We start from the raw sequence: 17,039 nt of genomic DNA, 5'->3' as shown, positions 1-17,039 counted from the left end.
TTCAAAAGCCTTGGGTCTGCCGCCTGCGGCGGCCCTGCTCTCATCCCTCAGCCAGATTTAATCGCGCTGCTTTGGCCATGGTTTGCTATGAATTTTGTGCTAGGCCAGCTATTGCCTGCGGCCCTATCGGGCCTGCTAGACGCAGAAAGGCCCCAAAAACTTAGGTTTTTGGGGCCTTTAGATTTACTCTTTAGCCTTTAGCGCAAAGGTGGAAAATATCACATCCAGTTTGCGCATTTCGGGCCGTTTCTTTTGGCCCGGGGCATGAATAAAGCCATCTAATAAAATGATTCTATTTCTATCGGGATCAGGGATAAGGTAAGTCACGAAAGGACCGCCCATAAAGTCATTGGCCATAAACCAAATGCCCCTTGCTTGCAGGGCCTCTCTTTCTCCAAAATCAATTTTTTCGTAATAAGTGGGCAAATTCACATCGTCAATTTGCATATAAGAGCCCTCTTGCCAGCTAGAAAAATAGTCTTTGGTCAGGCGGTTACGGATAGCCTTCAGGCTATCTGGGCTCAGGGTATTGGGGCCAGGATTTTCAATGCTATAGATAAAAATATTGCTACTCACCTTATTGGTTTCTTTGCGCAGCCAGCAGGCCACCGAATCTTGATGGGCAATTTTATAGCCTTTGGGCACCGAAAGGCTGAGGTTTAAGCCTTGGCGAATATCGGCCTCTACTTCTTCCGTTTGGCCAGAGAAATAGACCTGTTTGACCAGTTTTTCGGTATCCTTTTCATGCAGAATATTGATCACCTTTTGATAATCTCGGCAAACGGTTTCAAACAAGCTTTGGCGATCGGGAGCGAACCAAAAAATGACCGTTTGGTCCTTGGCCCAGCGATTTTTTTGTACCATAATTCGGTAGCTGGGGTCGGTAAATGCTTTTTTCACCTTTTTTGGGCCCAGCACTTTGCGGACCAAGGCCGTTCCGGCCTCCTCCTCCTCAGAAAGGTCGGCTAAAATGACAATAGAGCGATGTGTTTTGAGCACCTTATTAAACTCTCGGCTCTCCACATGACGGAGGTCCAAAATAGGCTCTGGCTGAGGGGTAATAGGATAAAGGGCCTCAAAATATTGGCGGATGCTATCCCCGATAGGCGACTTATCCCAAAGGTATTCATCGCAAACCAAATGCATTTGGTCCACACTACCGTAGGCCATAGGGGTTACCTCTAGGCGTTCGCGTTGTGCATCTGTACAAGCGCTTGAAAAGAAAAGCGGGATAGAAAGCAGGCTAAGAAAGTAAAATATACGCATAGTTAAAAGCTGTCTGTTTTAATGCAGAGAATGAAGTGCTATTACCTCAGTAGATGCAAGTTGGGCTTAGAATGGTTTGCGGCAAAGATAGCTATTCGAGGACAATTTTTGTTGTGGAATAGAGAAAGGGCCGTTGCTCTGGGCCCAAAAGGAGACCGCCTTGGGCGCGCAGCGCCCTTTTGGCAGGCCCTTGGGGCCTGTTTTCTTTAGCCGGCCTAGCGATGTGGAGGGGTGGCCGAAGGCCAGACCGAGGCAGCGAAGCTGACGAAGGGCCGAGCAGACCTGCGAGCCCCGCAACGTAGCGCCCGCCGAAGGCGGGAGGCCCAAAAAAAATAGCCTGCAAAGCAGACTATTCTTATTAAATTAAGTTTTACGTTTTTTCTTTTTTGCGGCGGGAAAGAGCACATTATTCAGAATCAGGCGATAGCCTTCTGAGTTGGGGTGCAGATTGAGGTCGGTGGCGGGATCGTGCACAAAATGGCGGTAATCCTCGGGGTCGTGGCCCCCATAAAAGCTGAAAAAGCCCTTTTGGAAAGTGCCATGGATGTAGCGGGCCTCATTGGCGGCTTTATTTTCGCCAAGGACCAGCACATTGGACTTAATCTGAGTTTTTCTGAAGGCCGTTGTTTGGCCCATAAAGCCCCTAACGGTGCGGTTATGGCATTGGGTGAGCATGCTGGGTACGGGGTCCCATTTGGCCGAAAACTCGAAGAGATTAAAGTAATCTTGTTTGTCTTGCACACGGCGGGCGGGGGCCGTCATGGGCGAGGCATCGATGGTAGAATACTCGTATTTATAGGGATCTCGGACCAATTGAAAATCCTTGAAGGCAAAAGTTTTGCTAAAATCGAGTTTAGCTTGGGCCTGCGGATCGGCGGGATCGCCATCATACATATGGTCGCAAATATCGACCCCCTCGGCGGCTAGTGCGATATCGTAGGTATCGGTAGCCGAGCACATGGCAAACATAAAGCCGCCGCCAGCCACAAACTCCTGGATGCGTTTTACCACGGCCAATTTGAGTTGAGAGACCTTATTGAAGCCGTGTTTTTCGGCTAGGTTTTCCATATTTCGGACATACTCTCTATACCATTGTTGATTATTATAGCTGGCGTAAAACTTTCCGTATTGGCCCGTAAAATCTTCATGGTGAAGATGCAGCCAATCGTATTCGGGCAACTTCATATTGAGGACCTCATCATCATAGACCAAATCGTAGGGGATTTCGGCATAAGTGAGGACCAGGGTCACGGCATCATCCCAGGGTTGAATTTCTTTTCCGCGGGCATTAACCGTAGGGCTATAAACGGCAATTTTGGGTGGGACCTCTAGCTTCATGGCCTCCATATTGACCTCGGGGTCGGCAATTTGGTTGAGGATATTATTGAACTTGGCCTCGGCCAAAACCTCAAAGCGGACGCCTCGGGTAATGCACTCCTTTTTGAAGACATCGGAGTAGGGAAAAGCAAAGCTACCGCCTCGGTAATTGAGCAACCACCAGGCCTCCTGTTTTAATTCTAGGACCTTATAGGTGATGCCATAGGCTTTCAGGTGATTGGTTTGGGCCTCATCCATGGGGAGGAGGATATAGCCTTGGGCCCGAAGGCCAAGGGCGGTCAGCCAAAAGCAAAGAATAAAAATGCTAGTACGCATAAGCAATTGTTTTTTAGAAAATACAACTTTTAGCGAGCTAAAAAAAGGCCAAAGGGAGGCTTAACCTCCCTTTAAGAGCTACATCCAAGCTCGAATTTGTTCTAGGGCGGCCTCTAAACTATCCGCTTGTGGAATCCCATAGCGTTGGCAGACCACATCTACATTGCCTTTTCTCCAAAAATCTTTGGGACAATGCACAATGCTGCCTTTTTTTGGCCCAAATAAGCCCAACTCCATGAGGGTAATTGGCGATTGAGATTGGGGTTCAAAGTGAAACAGCCTAAAATCGGCTTCTTCCAAACCCTTTAGCTCCCAATCTACCTGTGCCTTAAACTCAGGATGATCAATGCTTTGTTCCCAGCTACTATCCCAGCCATCTCGGCGGGGGTTCAGGATCAACAAATCTTCTTTTATGAGCTGATAGCCCACCCAAGACTGCCAGTCTTGAGCCTTGCCCATATCTATGCTCCCAGCCAAAAAGAGCAGCTTTTCCTTTGGGGCTTTTTCGTAGGGAAAAGGCGGTTTAATAATTCTCATCACTTAGTCTTTAATATCAATAGGCGTCAGCTGGTAGCCCTCTTTGCGCAAAAGGCGAATTACGCCATGCGGACCGCCCAAATGGGCTGCCCCTACAGCATAAAAACAGGCCTCTTTCTTAGAAAACTCCTTAATTAGGGGAATCCAGTTATTGTTTCGCTTGATCAAAAGCTCTTCTTCCGAATTATCCATATCTTCCATCTGTTCGCTGCTGCTTTCAATCAGTCCATCAACATCGGCTTTTTTGTAGAGCTCTACCAATTGGGCAAACTCTTTTTTGCCCGATTGATCTCCATTTTTTAGGCCTTTTACGCCTTCTAGCAGCGCCTGAGCTTGGTCCTTATAAGGAATCTTCTCAAAGACATTCATCTGGTCGGCTACCGTCTCCAATCCCCCAAAACTCATATTGCGTTTTTTGGCCATGGCCATCAGTTCCACCTCATAGGCTTTGGTCTGCCCCTCAATCATATCCTGATACAAAAAAGACTGCAGCAACATGGGTTTCCAGTTCTCGATCATAGAAAAAGGCATCATCTTGAGTTCTGGATTTGTGGCCTCTTCGGTAAAATAGGTTTTCACCAACTCATAGTCTTTTTCGGGCAATAGGTCCTTGAGTTTTTTGCCGCCTTGCATGGGCGCTAAGGTGAGCATTTGCATACCCATTTGCATCATATTCGACATATCGATTTCGAGGACCAAACGCTGGCTTTTATCCAGTGCAGCCTCGGCTTTTTCACTAAAGCTATAGTCTTTCTCGCCAATCATATGAATAGTCCCAAACAAATAAGAGGTTTTGATGCCCTTGCCCTTAATCTCCCAAAGCAAGGAGTTTTCTAGGCGCTGACTAGGGTCAATTTGTACCTTTTCGGCTGTTTTACAAGCCGTAGACAATAAAAATAAGAGGCTCAAGCTCCAGCTGAGCCATGCTAATGATGTTCTGTTTTGCATGAATGTTTTTTTTCTGTTGTTTTTGGGGCCTCCGCCTCGCTTCGCTCGTCGGCGCTACGTTTCGCAGCTCGCTATTCGCTCGGCCCTACGGCAGCAAAGCTGCCTAGGTCTGGCCCTTCGGGCCACTGCTGCACATCGCTAGGCCGGCGGGCGCTTTGCGCCCTTCTGGACCAAGCGCTTTACTTTCGGCCAAAATCAGCGGGGATTTCGCCCCAGTTTTCGGTATCCCATTTCAAAATGGGATTTTCATAGCTATTGTTTTTTAGCCAGTTTTCGGCCCGCTGAATAAGGACAAAAAGCGGTTTAGTTTGGGCATTTTGGACCAAATTCGTTTTTACTTTTTGCTTTCTCAGCCAGCTCATGGCTGTCCTAGAATCGGTATAAATGGGCAGCTTGGGCAAGTTTTTCTGCTGCAAATAGGCCAAACCATGCACTAGGGCCAAAAACTCCCCAATGTTGTTCGTCCCCAAAGAAAACTTCTGATGAAAGATGCGGCGGCCTGTTTGGGTATCTACCCCCTGGTATTCCATAACGCCAGGGTTGCCACTACAGGCGGCATCTACCGAAAGGCTATGCCAGACCACCTCCTTTTCCATAGCGGCAGAAGGTTTGCTGCTGCTCTTCTTTTTGCTGCTATTTACTGCTGCCCAATAATTGCCCGCTAGGGCCTCTTGGGCTTCGCTAAGGCTTTTATAGCTTTTGTATTTCGCTTGGGGGTAGCCCTTAGTTTGGGCCTCGCAATCGGCCCAAGAAGTAAAGATTCCCGTTTCATGGCCCTCCCAAACGACATAATATTTCTTTTTGGCCATGCTTCCTTTATTTTGAGCGCAACTTGATAATGGGGCAGATGATCTCTTCTAGAGAAATCCCTCCATGCTGAAAGGTATTGCTATAGTAATTATTATAATGATTATAATTGTTGGGATATAGGAAAAAGCGGTCATTCTTGGCAAAGATAAAGGTAGAGCTCACATTGGGGCGAGGCAACTTCCCATCTTCGGGGCGGCGAATATCAAAGACATCTTTGCGGTCATATTGCAGATTGCGGCCCACCTTATAGCGAAGGTTGGTGGTTGTTTCTCGGTCGCCCACTACCTTAGAGGGTTGATGCACCCGAATACTTCCGTGGTCGGTAGCAATAAAGAGCTGTACATCTTGCTGGGCAATAGACTTGAGGGCCTCCCAAAGCGGAGAATGCTCAAACCAAGAAACCGTAAGCGAGCGATAAGCCTTTTCATCGGCGGCCAACTCCTTGAGAATGTCCATCTCGGTCCGTGCATGCGAGAGCATATCAATAAAGTTATAGACAATACAGAAGAGGTCATTATTTCGAATATAATTATGGATATTATCCACCAGCTGTTTGCCGCCGTCCATATTCGTCACTTTGAAGTAGCCATATTGAATTGGCTTGCGGAACACCCGCTTAATTTGTCGGCCCAAAAGTTCGGCTTCATGTAAGTTTTTGCCGCCCTTCTCATTATCATTGAGCCAAAGCTCAGGATAGCGTTTGGCAATTTCGCCGGGCATCATTCCGCTAAAAATAGCATTGCGGCTATACTGCGTGGTAGTGGGCAAAATGCTATAAAAATAATCTTCCTCCTCTACCTTAAAATAGCGAGAAATAATGGGCTCAATCATCTTCCATTGGTCAAAGCGGAGATTATCGAGTAGGAGAAAAACCGTGGGGCGGTTGCGGTCCACATCAGGAAACACCATAGAGCGGAGCAAATCGTGCGACATCACGGGGGGGCTTTGCTCATTGTTGAGCCAATCTACATAATTGCGGTCAATAAACTTAGCGAACTCGGCATTGGCCGAATCTTTTTGGGTGGCCAGAATATCGGCCATGCTAGCTGTTTTAGAGGCATCTAATTTGAGCTCCCAATAGATAATTTTTTTGTAGACCTCGGCCCATTCGTGGGCATCCATACTATTATTGATCGCCATCAGGATATTGCGAAACTCCTGCTGGTACTTCATTCGGGTTTCTTCCTGGACCAGGCGGTCGCCATCTACTAATTTGCGCAAAGTAGACAACAACTGCAGGGGATTGACTGGCTTGAGCAGATAGTCGCTAATTTTAGAGCCAATGGCTTGCTCCATCACATCCTCTGCCTCATTTTTGGTAATCATGACCACGGGCAAATGGGGCGCAAGTTCCTTAATGCGGTCTAGGGTTTCTAGGCCCGTAATCCCGGGCATACTCTCATCTAAAAAGACGATATCATAATGGCCCATCTTTTCAGACACTTCTTCAATGGCATCATGTCCGTTGGTTACGGGCACAACCTCGTAGCCTTTTTTCTCTAGAAACATGATTTGGGGCTTGAGCAGTTTCTGCTCATCATCGGCCCAAAGGATTTTTATTGTACTCATAAATTAGAAATAGCTTTTTTGTTAAACTCCATAAAGGAAAATGGGGAAAGAAAGGAGCAATTGGCCTAGCGATGTGCAGCAGTGGCCGTCAGGCCAGACCGAGGCGCTGAAAGCGCCGAAGGGCCGAGCGAAGAGCGAGCTGCGAAACGTAGCGCCGCAAGGCAAAGCCGCAGCGGAGGCCCCTCCTCATTATTCTCCTAACGGCCCCTAAGATAAGGAAGTTAGAAGAGTAGATAGAAAAGATGAGAAAAAAATAAAGGATATATTTGTCTTTTATTAAAAAAGGTTTTAGCTTTGAGCAGTTAAAACGCTAAAGATGGGGATTTTTTCAAAGAGTTGTGAGTATGGTTTACGGGCTGTGGTTTATGTAGCAGATGCCTCTGCAGAGGGGCGGAAAGTTGGGGTAAAAGAGGTGGCGGAAGAAATAGATTCTCCGCTTCATTTTTTGGCCAAAATCCTACAAAACCTAAGCAAACAAGGCATTTTATCCTCGAGCAAGGGGCCTGGAGGCGGTTTTTACATTGAAAAATCGGCCTTAGACCTCAGTTTGGCCAAGGTAGTAGAAGCCATAGACGGCCGCAGTTTGTTTGAGGGCTGTGCGATGGGCCTCAAGAAGTGCTCGGCCAAAAAACCCTGTCCCCTACACAATGATTTTGGACTAATTCGCTCCAAAATTACAAAAATGCTAGAGAGCCAAACTATTGGCGATTTTCGAGATAACCTATTAAAAGTAGATTATTTTCTGGATACCTAAAAATTAGCCGCCTTATCTAGCGGTTTTTTTTGATCCAGTTCAAATAAAAGAGAAAAATATCTTTTTATCTTAAAAAGTAAAAGACATGATGAATCAGGAAGACATCCGACTTGTACAAGCCTCTGTGCCTATTTTGGAAGAGCATGCTGAAACCCTTACGCGTTTGTTTTATAAAAACATGCTGAGCAATCATCCAGAACTCAAAAACATCTTCAATCTAGCCAATCAGGCTTTGGGGCAGCAGCAAAAAAGCTTGGCCCTATCGGTTTTGGCCTATGCCAAGCATATTGAGCATCCGGAGGTTTTGTTGCCTGCCCTAGAGCTCATTGGGCAGAAACACCGCAGTTTGCAGGTGGTCCCCGAGCAATACCCCATTGTGGGCAAGTATTTGTTGGGCGCTTTACAAGAATTGCTCAATTTGCCCGATGATGCCCCTATTTTGGGCGCTTGGGGACGGGCCTATCAGCAGCTGGCCGATATTCTCATTGAGATGGAGGCTAAAATGTATGCTGCCGCCGAAGCGCCCGATGCCGCTTGGAGCGATTGGCGCAAGTTTAAGCTGATCAAAAAAGAGGAGCTAGCCCCCAATGTCTATCATCTTTATTTGTCGCCATCAGATGGCGGAGAAATTCCCTTGCACCGCCCAGGCCAATATCTCTCTTTGCGCCTATTCTTTAAGGAATTGGGCATTTATCAGGCCCGACAATATAGCCTCAACTCTCGGCCCAATAATAATTATTACCGCATTACGGTAAAGGCCCAAAAAGGAGCGCCTGGCTGCCCCATGGGCCGTTTGAGCAACGCCCTGCATCAGGCTATGAAAATTGGAGATGAGGTAGAATTGACGGTGCCCGCCGGTAATTTCCACCTAGAACAAAGTCCAAAACCTAGCGTGTTTTTAGGCGCCGGTGTAGGGGTCAGCCCCCTTTGGGGACTGCTACAGGCCCTGATCGATAGCCAAACAGAACAACCCATTCTTTGGATGGATGCCTATAAATCTGCTGACGAACAACTCTTTGCCGAAGAGCTCCGCAGCCTAGAAAATCAGCTCCAATTACAGCATTTCTATGAGGACCAAAATGGCCGAATGCAGCTAGATGAAGCCCTCAAAGCCCCCTTTGGCCCAGCCGCCAATTATTATCTCTGTGGCCCAGCAGGCTTTATGGAAGCCCAAAGAAAACAGCTCCGCCAAGCTGGTATCCCCGAAGAACAAATTCACTTAGAAGAATTTAACCCCGTTCAACTGCAGCTTAGCTAAGCATTGCGGAAAATAATTCTGTTTAAATGGAAAAGTCAGTTAAATCAATGGCTTTTCCATTTTTTTTTAAAATATTTGCACAAAGCACTCATCCAAAATTTGTTTTTGGGCGTTTACTATACCAAATGATGCTCCTCTCGCTCATAACAGGAGCAAAATATCGTCAGTTTTATGATTGTTAAAGGTCCTTGTCTCGTCCACAAGGACCTTTTTTTATTTTGAGCGCTTTAAGAATTTCCAAAATAAGGGAACTCTGCGTATCTTTGTCTTAGTTTAAAGTGACAGATTCTGCTTATAAAAATGAAAATCAACCCCTTTCAAAGGGGCTTTTGTTTTTTGTAGCTATCTAACCATAGACAACAAGTATTTCTAAAAGTTTCGTACACAAGAGGATTAGCCTCCAAAACTGCAAAAGCATCATGACCGTAGCTGAAGAAAAAATTCCATTTATCGAGAAGGCCGTAGAATGGGTAGAGAAAAAGGGATATAGCAATATTAAAGCCGCTGTAGAAGGCTATGAAGACCCCAAGTCTTTTACCCAAAGCTCTACTAATGACTCTATTGCCCCAGATATCACCGCCGTTTCGATGGGCCGCAAATGTTACTTTGAGATTGCACTCAAATCTTCTGATAAGCGACAAGTCATTAACAAATGGAAGTTGCTTTCTTACCTCAGTAGTGCCAAACAAGGTCGTTTGTTCATCTTTGCTCCTCATGGCCATAAGGCTTTTGCCAAACGCTTGATTGAGGCTAACCAAATTCCCGCAGAAATCCTGCCTTTATAGGCCTATTTTCTGCTGTATAAAACGCCCCCTATTCTCGCTGTAGAGTAGGGGGTGTTTCTTTTTTTTTGGGGCCCGCGGCCGGCTAGGCTTTGCCTAGGTCGGCCGCCGCTATGCTGCGCCGCTCGCAGGTCTGCTCGGCCCTGCAGCCGCCGCAGGCGGCTTGGGTCTGGCCCTTCGGGCCACGGCTGCGCAGCGCTGGGCCAAATCGACCCCTCTTTCCCGCCAAGGAATCAGCAAAATTTGATAAACGCAATTAAATCCTTAGCTTTGGTTGCCAAGCAAAAATAAGCTAAACAGCAAACTCAAAATAATCTATAAATATGTCGCACTATAAGCAGCTCAAAGGGCTTATCCAGGAACTAGATTGCGAAATCCTCAAGGAAATTTCCGAAGAAGAGATCCTCATTATCTCCAATGAAGATAGAGGCATCCACCAAATGATCTTAGATTGTGAAGATAATCTACTCATCATCGAGCAAAAGCTCCTCCAACTAGAACAGTTGTCGGCCCAAGAATGCCAAGAGCTCCTAAAAGCCAACCGCTACCTACTTTTTGGCGCCTTTGTCTTAGATGAATCGGGCCAACAACTCATTTATCGAGATACTCTAGAACTAGAAAACTTGGACCTCAACGAGCTAGAGGGCTCTATCAACTCCCTCACCCTCGCCCTAGTCGAAAATTTTGAGCTCATCGAGCAACTGGCCAAATCAGTCTAGATAAGGCTACTTAGAATTAGATAAATTCTAAAATAGAACTAACTTTGCCCTATTATTGGGCCTCTGCGCCCGCTGTCTTACTTTTGAGTAAACTCGCAAAGGGCATCATTTGTTCTTTTTTAGCCGGCCCCTACAGGCCCGCTTTGTTATCATTCTTCAAAATTAGACACTTATGCTATCTAAAAAAATAACTGCTGCACTCAATGCTCAAATCGCTCAAGAAGCGGCCGCCTCTTCGGCCTATCTAGCGATGGCTTCTTGGTGCGACCGTGAAGGCCTTGGCAACTGTGCCCAGTTTTTCTATGCCCAATCTGATGAAGAGCGTATGCATATGCTCAAGATTGTTCATTATGTAAACGAAATGGATGGTCACGCTATCGTGCCCGCTGTCGAACAACCCGAAACCGAATTCGAATCGGTCCAAAAGGTGTTCAAAAAGTCTTATAAACAAGAAAAGGCGGTTACCGCTTCTATCAATGAACTCATGAGCCTTAGCCAAGAAGAAAAGGACCACTCTACTATGGTCTTTTTGCAGTGGTATGTGGCCGAGCAAAGAGAAGAAGAAGCCATGGTCCGCGATATTCTAGATAAAATTAAGCTCATTGGCGATGGCCCACAAAGCCTCTATTATATCGACAAAGAGCTACAGCAGATTAACGAGAACCGGCCCGCAGAAGAAGCCGAGGCCTAATCGATGATGAATCTATCTGATCAATGAATTTACCTTTTTGCAAGCTAGCTCCTCTTTGGGGCTGGCTTTTTATTTTCCTGCTTTCGGCGCCCAGCCTTTAGGGCCAAGATTTGCGCATTCCCTTTGCGCCTAAGTCCGATGCGCTGCCCGAGCAAGCTTGGGTGGATAGTATCCGCATATTGGTCCAAAATGCCCAAGCTATAGATAGCAGCTGGATTGTGGTCGAGCGCCAAATGAACTACTTTGAAGAAAAGCAGTCCTACTATGATTTGGTCCGCAAGCGCAGCTATTTATTACAGCAAATTTTAAATCGCTGTCAATGGCCCAAAGACCGCATTCGCTTTGAGAGCAAGGCCTTGCCTCAGGCCGATTTGCCCAAAACAGCAGGACATATTATCCAGTTGCGCATCGCCAGCCACTACCAAGAAAATGAGCAAACCGATACCCTCAGCTTAGAAGATGGGCCTGCTCCTAACTTTTATCAGAGCCGCCGAGCTATTTTGGCCCAATGGATGGCCAGTATTCAGGACCAAAGCTTTTTGTTTTATCCAGGACAAGCCGCTTACTTTAAAAGCCCTGAAGGCGCCCTGATTTTTATTCCCGCCCAAGCTTTTGGTCCAACTGGCGACCCCATTCAGATTAAGCTAAAAGTGGCTTTGCGCAAATCGGAGCTCCTGCCCTATTGGCTGGCTAGCCAAAGCCAAGACTTGGCCCTAGGTCCAATTGTAGAAATACAGGCCGAAAGGGCTGGACAAGCCCTTAAGTTGGCCCCCAATCAAAGTATTTCTTTTTTCTTGCCAACGGTACAGCATCAAGAAAAACTGGGCCTTTATGCCGCTAGGGACCAAGAAGAGGGCCTAAAGTGGGGCCGCCTAGAGCTGGGCCGCTGGCCCAATAGCCAAGCCATTTGCCTGCCCTTGCATTTGGCCCAAAATGATAGCCTTTTTGTTTATCGAGATTTGGCCTTGCCCGCCAAACCCAGCCCTCCCCCTTTTCCAGTAGCGCCCCCAAAACCGCAATACCCCAAACTAGATAGCCAAGCCTTGCGGCCCTTGCTCAAAGAAAACGACTTTTATCTGGGCCTCATTAACGATTGTAAGGCACGTTATGCCGCAAAAGAAAAAAAGCGTTGGCGAGGAAAAAAGAGAAAGGCCAGAGAGCAAATGGAGTTTCAAAGGGAGTTGGAGATTTTGCACAAACGCCTAAAGAAAAACGAGGACCAACAAGCAGCCATTTTGCAAAGCTTCTCGGATAGTTTGGCCCAAATTAAGGGAGCTTATGAGCAGCGATATCTGGCTTATAGTGAAGAGCGAGATAGTTTGCAGCAGATCTACCTCAAGGCCTTGCGGCGCTGGCAAGATGCCCGAGACAGCCTGCCTAAACTCCAAAATTATGAGGCGGAGCGTTTGCGCCAAGCTTGGCAGCAGTACTCGCCCCAAGAGCAAAAGCAATTGGCCAAAGCCCTAAGCGCATTAAGGCCAAAACTGGCGGCTCGGGCCTTTGCGCCCGATCTATTGGGGCAAGAGCTTCATTATTTGTGGGTCCCTAGCAAGCGTTTGGGCCTATTGGCCTTGGGCCAAAAAGCAGCGCCCAAAACGCCCCTGACCTACAAGGCCTTTACCTTTGGGCAAGAGCTGCCCACCTACAAAATGCAAGGCATCGCCATAGATCGGGCCAGCCAATATGCGGTGCGCAGCCAAACCACAGATATCGAAAACCTCAATTTTCCGAATTTGCAGGCCGAAGCGCCCATTTGGCTCTTTGCCTTTTATGAAGAAGAAGGCAAAATCTACATCAACCTATCGGCAGAGCGGGCCAACAAACTGCCCTACAAACTAAGCTTTAAGGCCCTAGATAATTTGGCCGAGCTGCGCAAAGCGGTCGAAAAACTCAATGAAATAGAGGCCATTAAAGAAAAATAGCCTAAAAATAACTTTAAAAAACTTTATTACTCAAAGATTTAGCTGTACTTTTGCGGCAGCTTAGGCGGCTCCCCAAGGGGCTGCTTTTTTTATTCATTTAGAGCAACTTATGACGAAAAGGTCATTGGGCAAGCCAAAAGTTGGCGGCCTCCAATTGGCCTAGCGATGTGCAGGGGTGGCCCGCAGGGCCAGACCGAGGCGGCAAAGCCGCCGAAGGGCCGAGCGAATAGCGAGCCCCGAAACGTAGCGCCGCAGCTTTGCTGCGGAGGCCCCAAAAAAATAAATGGGTCCATAGTCTTATGAGTTTGTTCTTACAGATCTTTTTCAACTTAGCTGTATGCAAAAGCAGAACCTACGGAACATCGCTATCATTGCGCACGTAGACCACGGAAAAACCACCCTGGTAGACAAAATTCTTCACCATTGCCGCCTTTTTCATGCTCATCAAGAAACAGGAGAGCTGATTTTGGACAATAACGACCAAGAGCGGGAGCGGGGAATTACCATTTTGGCCAAAAACGTTTCGGTCAATTACAAAGGAACCAAGATTAACATTATTGACACTCCTGGTCACGCCGACTTTGGTGGTGAGGTAGAGCGAGTGCTCAATATGGCCGATGGCGTACTGCTTTTGGTAGATGCCTTTGAAGGTCCTATGCCTCAGACTCGTTATGTATTGAGCAAAGCTATTGAGCTCGGTAAGGCGATTGTGGTGGTGGTCAACAAAGTAGATAAGGACAACTGCCGCCCCGATGAGGTGCAAGAAGATGTCTTTGACTTGATGTTCAACTTGGATGCTAGCGAAGAGCAGCTCGACTTTAATACGGTTTATGGATCGGCCAAAAATGATTGGATGGGTCCTGATTGGAAAGAACAAACAGCCGATGTTTCTTACCTCCTCGATCGTGTACTAGAAGATATTCCTGCTCCTGCCCAAAATGAGGGAAGTTTGCAGATGCAAATTACGAGCTTGGACTACTCTCAGTATGTTGGCCGTATGGCGATTGGCCGCGTTCACCGTGGTACGCTTTCGGTAAACCAGCCCGTTTCTGTAGTGAAGCGCGATGGCAGCATCGAGAAGTCAAGAGTACGTAAACTCTATACTTTTGATGGTTTGGGCAAGGCCGAAACCGAAACCGTAATAAATGGTGACCTTTGTGCTGTTGTAGGGATTGAAAACTTTGAGATTGGAGATACGATCGCTGATTTTGAAGCCCCCGAAGGCCTTACGCCCATGAAAATTGATGAGCCTACCATGAGTATGCTTTTCACAATTAACGATTCGCCTTTCTTTGGTAAGGAGGGTAAATATGTTACTTCTCGCCACCTTCGCGACCGTCTACACAAAGAGCTAGAGAAAAACTTGGCCCTTCGTGTTCAAGAAACCGAAAGCCCCGATTCTTACATGGTCTTTGGCCGTGGTGTAATGCACCTTTCTGTATTGATTGAGAGCATGCGCCGCGAGGGCTATGAGTTCCAAGTAGGTAAGCCTCAGGTGATCGTGAAAATGATTGACGACCAAAAAATGGAGCCCGTCGAATTGCTTGCTGTAGATGTTCCCGATGAGTTTTCTGGTAAAATCATCGAGTTGGTCACTCAGCGCAAAGGCGATATGACCATCATGGAGCCCAAAGGCGACTTGATGCACCTCGAATTTATGATTCCTTCTCGTGGAATTATCGGTTTGCGTACCTTGGTCCTCAACTCTACGGCTGGCCAAGCCATCATGAACCACCGCTTTGTAGAATACGCTCCTTGGAAAGGCGAATTGCCTTCTCGTAACAAGGGTTCATTGATCGTTTTGGAAAATGGTACGTCTATTCCTTACGCTATGGACAAACTCAAAGATCGCGGTATTTTCTTCATCTCTCCCGGTGTAGATATCTACGAAGGCCAAATTATTGGCGAGCACAGCCGTGAAAATGACCTCGTGATCAATATTACCAAAACGAAGAAGCTCACTAACATGCGCTCTTCTGGTGCCGATGATAAGGCCAAGTTGCCTCCCCCCTTGCAGTTCTCTTTGGAGCAATACATGGAATATGTCGGGGAAGATGAGTACCTAGAAATTACGCCCGAAAGTCTGCGCCTACGCAAAATCTTCTTGAAAGAGCATGAGCGTAAACGCGCCAACAATGCCGCCAATGTGGTGATTAAATAAGCCCTAAACGGCCTTTATATAACGTCCTTTTCAGTTTGCTGAAAGGGACGTTTTTTTTGGGGCTGCCCCAGCCTGCGGCTGGGTCGGGCCATTGCGCAGCTCGCAAGCCTGCTCGGCCCTGCAGCCCTGCGGGCTTTGGTCTGCCGCCTTCGGCGGCCCTGCTACAGCCCCTCAGCCTGCGGCGGCTTCGCCGCCTGCTATATGGATACTGCTTCGCAATAATATAAGGATAAGGGCTAAACCCCTCAACAAACAAAGGGGCCCAGCTTTATCAGCTGATTAAAGGGGCCTAGCAATAAATTTTAGCCCAAAAAACAGGCAAAGCCCTTGAAGTTTGCTAGTTTTGCTGGCAGAATCACCCCCAAAGGCCAAGAGGCCAAAATTTGTACACAAAACAAACTTGATTCTATGCTTTTGAAAGGAAAAAAAGGAATCATTTTCGGCGCACTCAATGAGCAATCGATTGCCTGGAAAGTAGCCCAGCAGGCCAAGGCCGCCGGGGCAGATATTGTATTGACCAATGCGCCCATCGCATTCAGAATGGGCCAAATTGATGAACTCGCCAAAGAGCTAGACTGCCAGGCCATCCCTGCCGATGCCACTAAATTGGAAGACCTAGAAGCCTTGGTAGAAAAAAGCCAAGAGATTTTGGGTGGCAAAATTGACTTCGTTTTGCACTCTATCGGTATGTCGGTCAATATTCGTAAGAAAAAAGCCTATACCGACCTCAAATATGACTGGATGCAGAAAACCTTTGATATCTCTGCCATCTCTTTTCACAAACTCATGCAAACCCTTTGGCAAAAGGATGCTATGGCCGAATGGGGCTCTATTCTCGCCCTTAGCTATATCGGCGCCCAAAGAGTATTTCCTCACTACAGCGAAATGTCAGAGTCTAAGGCCCTACTCGAGTCTTTTGCCCGTAGCTTTGGCTACCACTTTGGCGTCCGCAATAAGGTCCGTGTAAATACCATTTCACAATCGCCTACTCCCACTACCGCAGGTACTGGCGTAAAAGGCTTTGACCAATTCCTAGACTATGCCGACAAAATGTCGCCCCTAGGCAACGCCCCCGCAGAAGCTTGCGCAGATTACTGCCTCTCGCTCTTCTCCGATCATACTCGCTATGTTACCCTACAGAACCTCTACCATGATGGCGGTTTCTCTAATATGGGCATGAGCGAAATTATGATGGGCGAAACGCCTGAATAAAGATAGTAAACAAAAGGGCGCAGATGACTGCGCCCTTTTTAGGCCCAAAAATAAACTTTCAATAAAAATTGAAAGTTTTGAAACTATCTGGACCAACTTGCGTAAAAATAACAAATGCTTTAGGCTAATTATCTTTAAAAAGGGCTAACTTATATAGACTTAACTTATTAAGAGTAAATACTTTCCCCACCTTAATCCTACGCTTATGAAAACGCCCACAAAAGGGATGCTCCAATTTGACTTTATTGTGCAGTCTTTGGTCTACCTCCCCACCGTTTTGCTTTACCTCATAGCCATGGCCAATGAAACCTTTTATTTTATGGGCAGTAGCAATGAGGCCTTTATTTATGCCCTGCTGATGCAAATTCCCCTAGGAGGTACTCAGCTGCTTAGCGGCTTGGTCCGCAGTATCCGGCATGGCAGCGCGATGCGGAAAAAGTACTTGATGGCCTGCGGAGTCTATTTTGCCGCCCTTTTTGCCATTGCCAATGCCGCTTATGGCGATTTCATAATTATTGGGACCATTATTGTCCCTCCCATGATTATTGCCACCGTCTATTATGTCCTCACGTATTTGCAGCTAACTGGCCGCTTTGAAGATAGCGGAAGCAGTAGTTTTTTCCCTGAAAAAACTAGCCTTGTTTTAGACGAATTGGATGAAGATGAACGCAGCTTGCTAGAGATTCAAGAAAGACAAAGAGCCCGAAGAGCCAACTCTTAAACTTTCTGCCTAACTTTGGCCCAAATCAATCCCTTT

At 47.0% G+C, this 17,039-nt stretch carries 15 protein-coding genes; 9 read left to right on the top strand and 6 right to left on the bottom strand.

Translation table 11 applies throughout. The features are described from left to right. Positions 1–183: 183 nt before the first annotated feature. The 6 genes from OP864_RS08380 to porX all read right to left on the bottom strand — a co-directional run bounded on the left by OP864_RS08380 (position 184) and on the right by porX (position 6,783). Complete coding sequence (locus OP864_RS08380) at positions 184–1,266, bottom strand: DUF4837 family protein (RefSeq protein ID WP_270100748.1); 1,083 nt, start codon at positions 1,264–1,266, stop codon at positions 184–186. Between the two features lie 363 nt (positions 1,267–1,629). Continuing rightward, on the bottom strand, positions 1,630–2,919 hold the full coding sequence (locus tag OP864_RS08375; RefSeq protein ID WP_015692469.1) for a hypothetical protein: 1,290 nt from the start codon (positions 2,917–2,919) through the stop codon (positions 1,630–1,632). Between the two features lie 78 nt (positions 2,920–2,997). Beyond that, a complete protein-coding gene (locus OP864_RS08370; RefSeq protein WP_270100747.1) occupies positions 2,998–3,456 on the bottom strand; it encodes a nucleoside 2-deoxyribosyltransferase domain-containing protein in 459 nt (152 codons plus the stop codon). Between the two features lie 3 nt (positions 3,457–3,459). Further along, a complete protein-coding gene (locus tag OP864_RS08365) occupies positions 3,460–4,404 on the bottom strand; it encodes a TraB/GumN family protein (protein ID WP_270100746.1) in 945 nt (314 codons plus the stop codon). Between the two features lie 179 nt (positions 4,405–4,583). Beyond that, the gene (locus tag OP864_RS08360; protein WP_270100745.1) at positions 4,584–5,213 is read right to left on the bottom strand and encodes a ribonuclease H family protein; all 630 of its coding nucleotides are present in this window, start codon (positions 5,211–5,213) and stop codon (positions 4,584–4,586) included. A gap of 7 nt (positions 5,214–5,220) precedes the next feature. Then, complete coding sequence (porX, locus tag OP864_RS08355) at positions 5,221–6,783, bottom strand: T9SS response regulator signal transducer PorX (protein ID WP_270100744.1); 1,563 nt, start codon at positions 6,781–6,783, stop codon at positions 5,221–5,223. 316 nt (positions 6,784–7,099) lie between these two features. Here porX and OP864_RS08350 point away from each other — a divergent pair, with 316 nt between their 5' ends. The 9 genes from OP864_RS08350 to OP864_RS08310 all read left to right on the top strand — a co-directional run bounded on the left by OP864_RS08350 (position 7,100) and on the right by OP864_RS08310 (position 17,003). After that, positions 7,100–7,537 carry an RrF2 family transcriptional regulator gene (locus OP864_RS08350; RefSeq protein ID WP_015692463.1) on the top strand — a complete coding sequence of 146 codons (438 nt, stop codon included), beginning with the start codon at positions 7,100–7,102 and terminating at the stop codon, positions 7,535–7,537. Between the two features lie 85 nt (positions 7,538–7,622). Further along, a complete protein-coding gene (locus OP864_RS08345) occupies positions 7,623–8,795 on the top strand; it encodes a globin domain-containing protein (RefSeq protein WP_270100743.1) in 1,173 nt (390 codons plus the stop codon). Positions 8,796–9,214: 419 nt separating this feature from the next. Continuing rightward, on the top strand, positions 9,215–9,580 hold the full coding sequence (locus tag OP864_RS08340) for a hypothetical protein (protein WP_002658631.1): 366 nt from the start codon (positions 9,215–9,217) through the stop codon (positions 9,578–9,580). 320 nt (positions 9,581–9,900) lie between these two features. Further along, positions 9,901–10,296, top strand: coding sequence for a YbjN domain-containing protein (locus tag OP864_RS08335; RefSeq protein ID WP_270100742.1), 396 nt, complete (start codon positions 9,901–9,903; stop codon positions 10,294–10,296). Positions 10,297–10,468: 172 nt separating this feature from the next. Continuing rightward, positions 10,469–10,987 carry a ferritin gene (locus OP864_RS08330; protein ID WP_015692457.1) on the top strand — a complete coding sequence of 173 codons (519 nt, stop codon included), beginning with the start codon at positions 10,469–10,471 and terminating at the stop codon, positions 10,985–10,987. Positions 10,988–11,097: 110 nt separating this feature from the next. Beyond that, positions 11,098–12,909: a hypothetical protein gene (locus OP864_RS08325; RefSeq protein ID WP_270100741.1), complete on the top strand. Its 1,812-nt coding sequence runs from the start codon at positions 11,098–11,100 to the stop codon at positions 12,907–12,909. Between the two features lie 337 nt (positions 12,910–13,246). Further along, positions 13,247–15,070, top strand: coding sequence for a translational GTPase TypA (gene typA, locus OP864_RS08320; protein ID WP_270100740.1), 1,824 nt, complete (start codon positions 13,247–13,249; stop codon positions 15,068–15,070). 408 nt (positions 15,071–15,478) lie between these two features. Beyond that, the gene (locus tag OP864_RS08315) at positions 15,479–16,282 is read left to right on the top strand and encodes an SDR family oxidoreductase (protein WP_041329892.1); all 804 of its coding nucleotides are present in this window, start codon (positions 15,479–15,481) and stop codon (positions 16,280–16,282) included. A 205-nt stretch (positions 16,283–16,487) separates the two neighbouring features. Then, entirely contained in the window at positions 16,488–17,003 is a 516-nt protein-coding gene (locus OP864_RS08310; RefSeq protein ID WP_270100739.1) for a hypothetical protein, read from the top strand. Positions 17,004–17,039: the final 36 nt, after the last annotated feature.

This window comes from Saprospira grandis, from assembly GCF_027594745.1.
GTDB classification, from domain to species: Bacteria; Bacteroidota; Bacteroidia; order Chitinophagales; family Saprospiraceae; genus Saprospira; species Saprospira grandis.
This window is presented reverse-complemented; position numbering and strand designations above follow the sequence as displayed.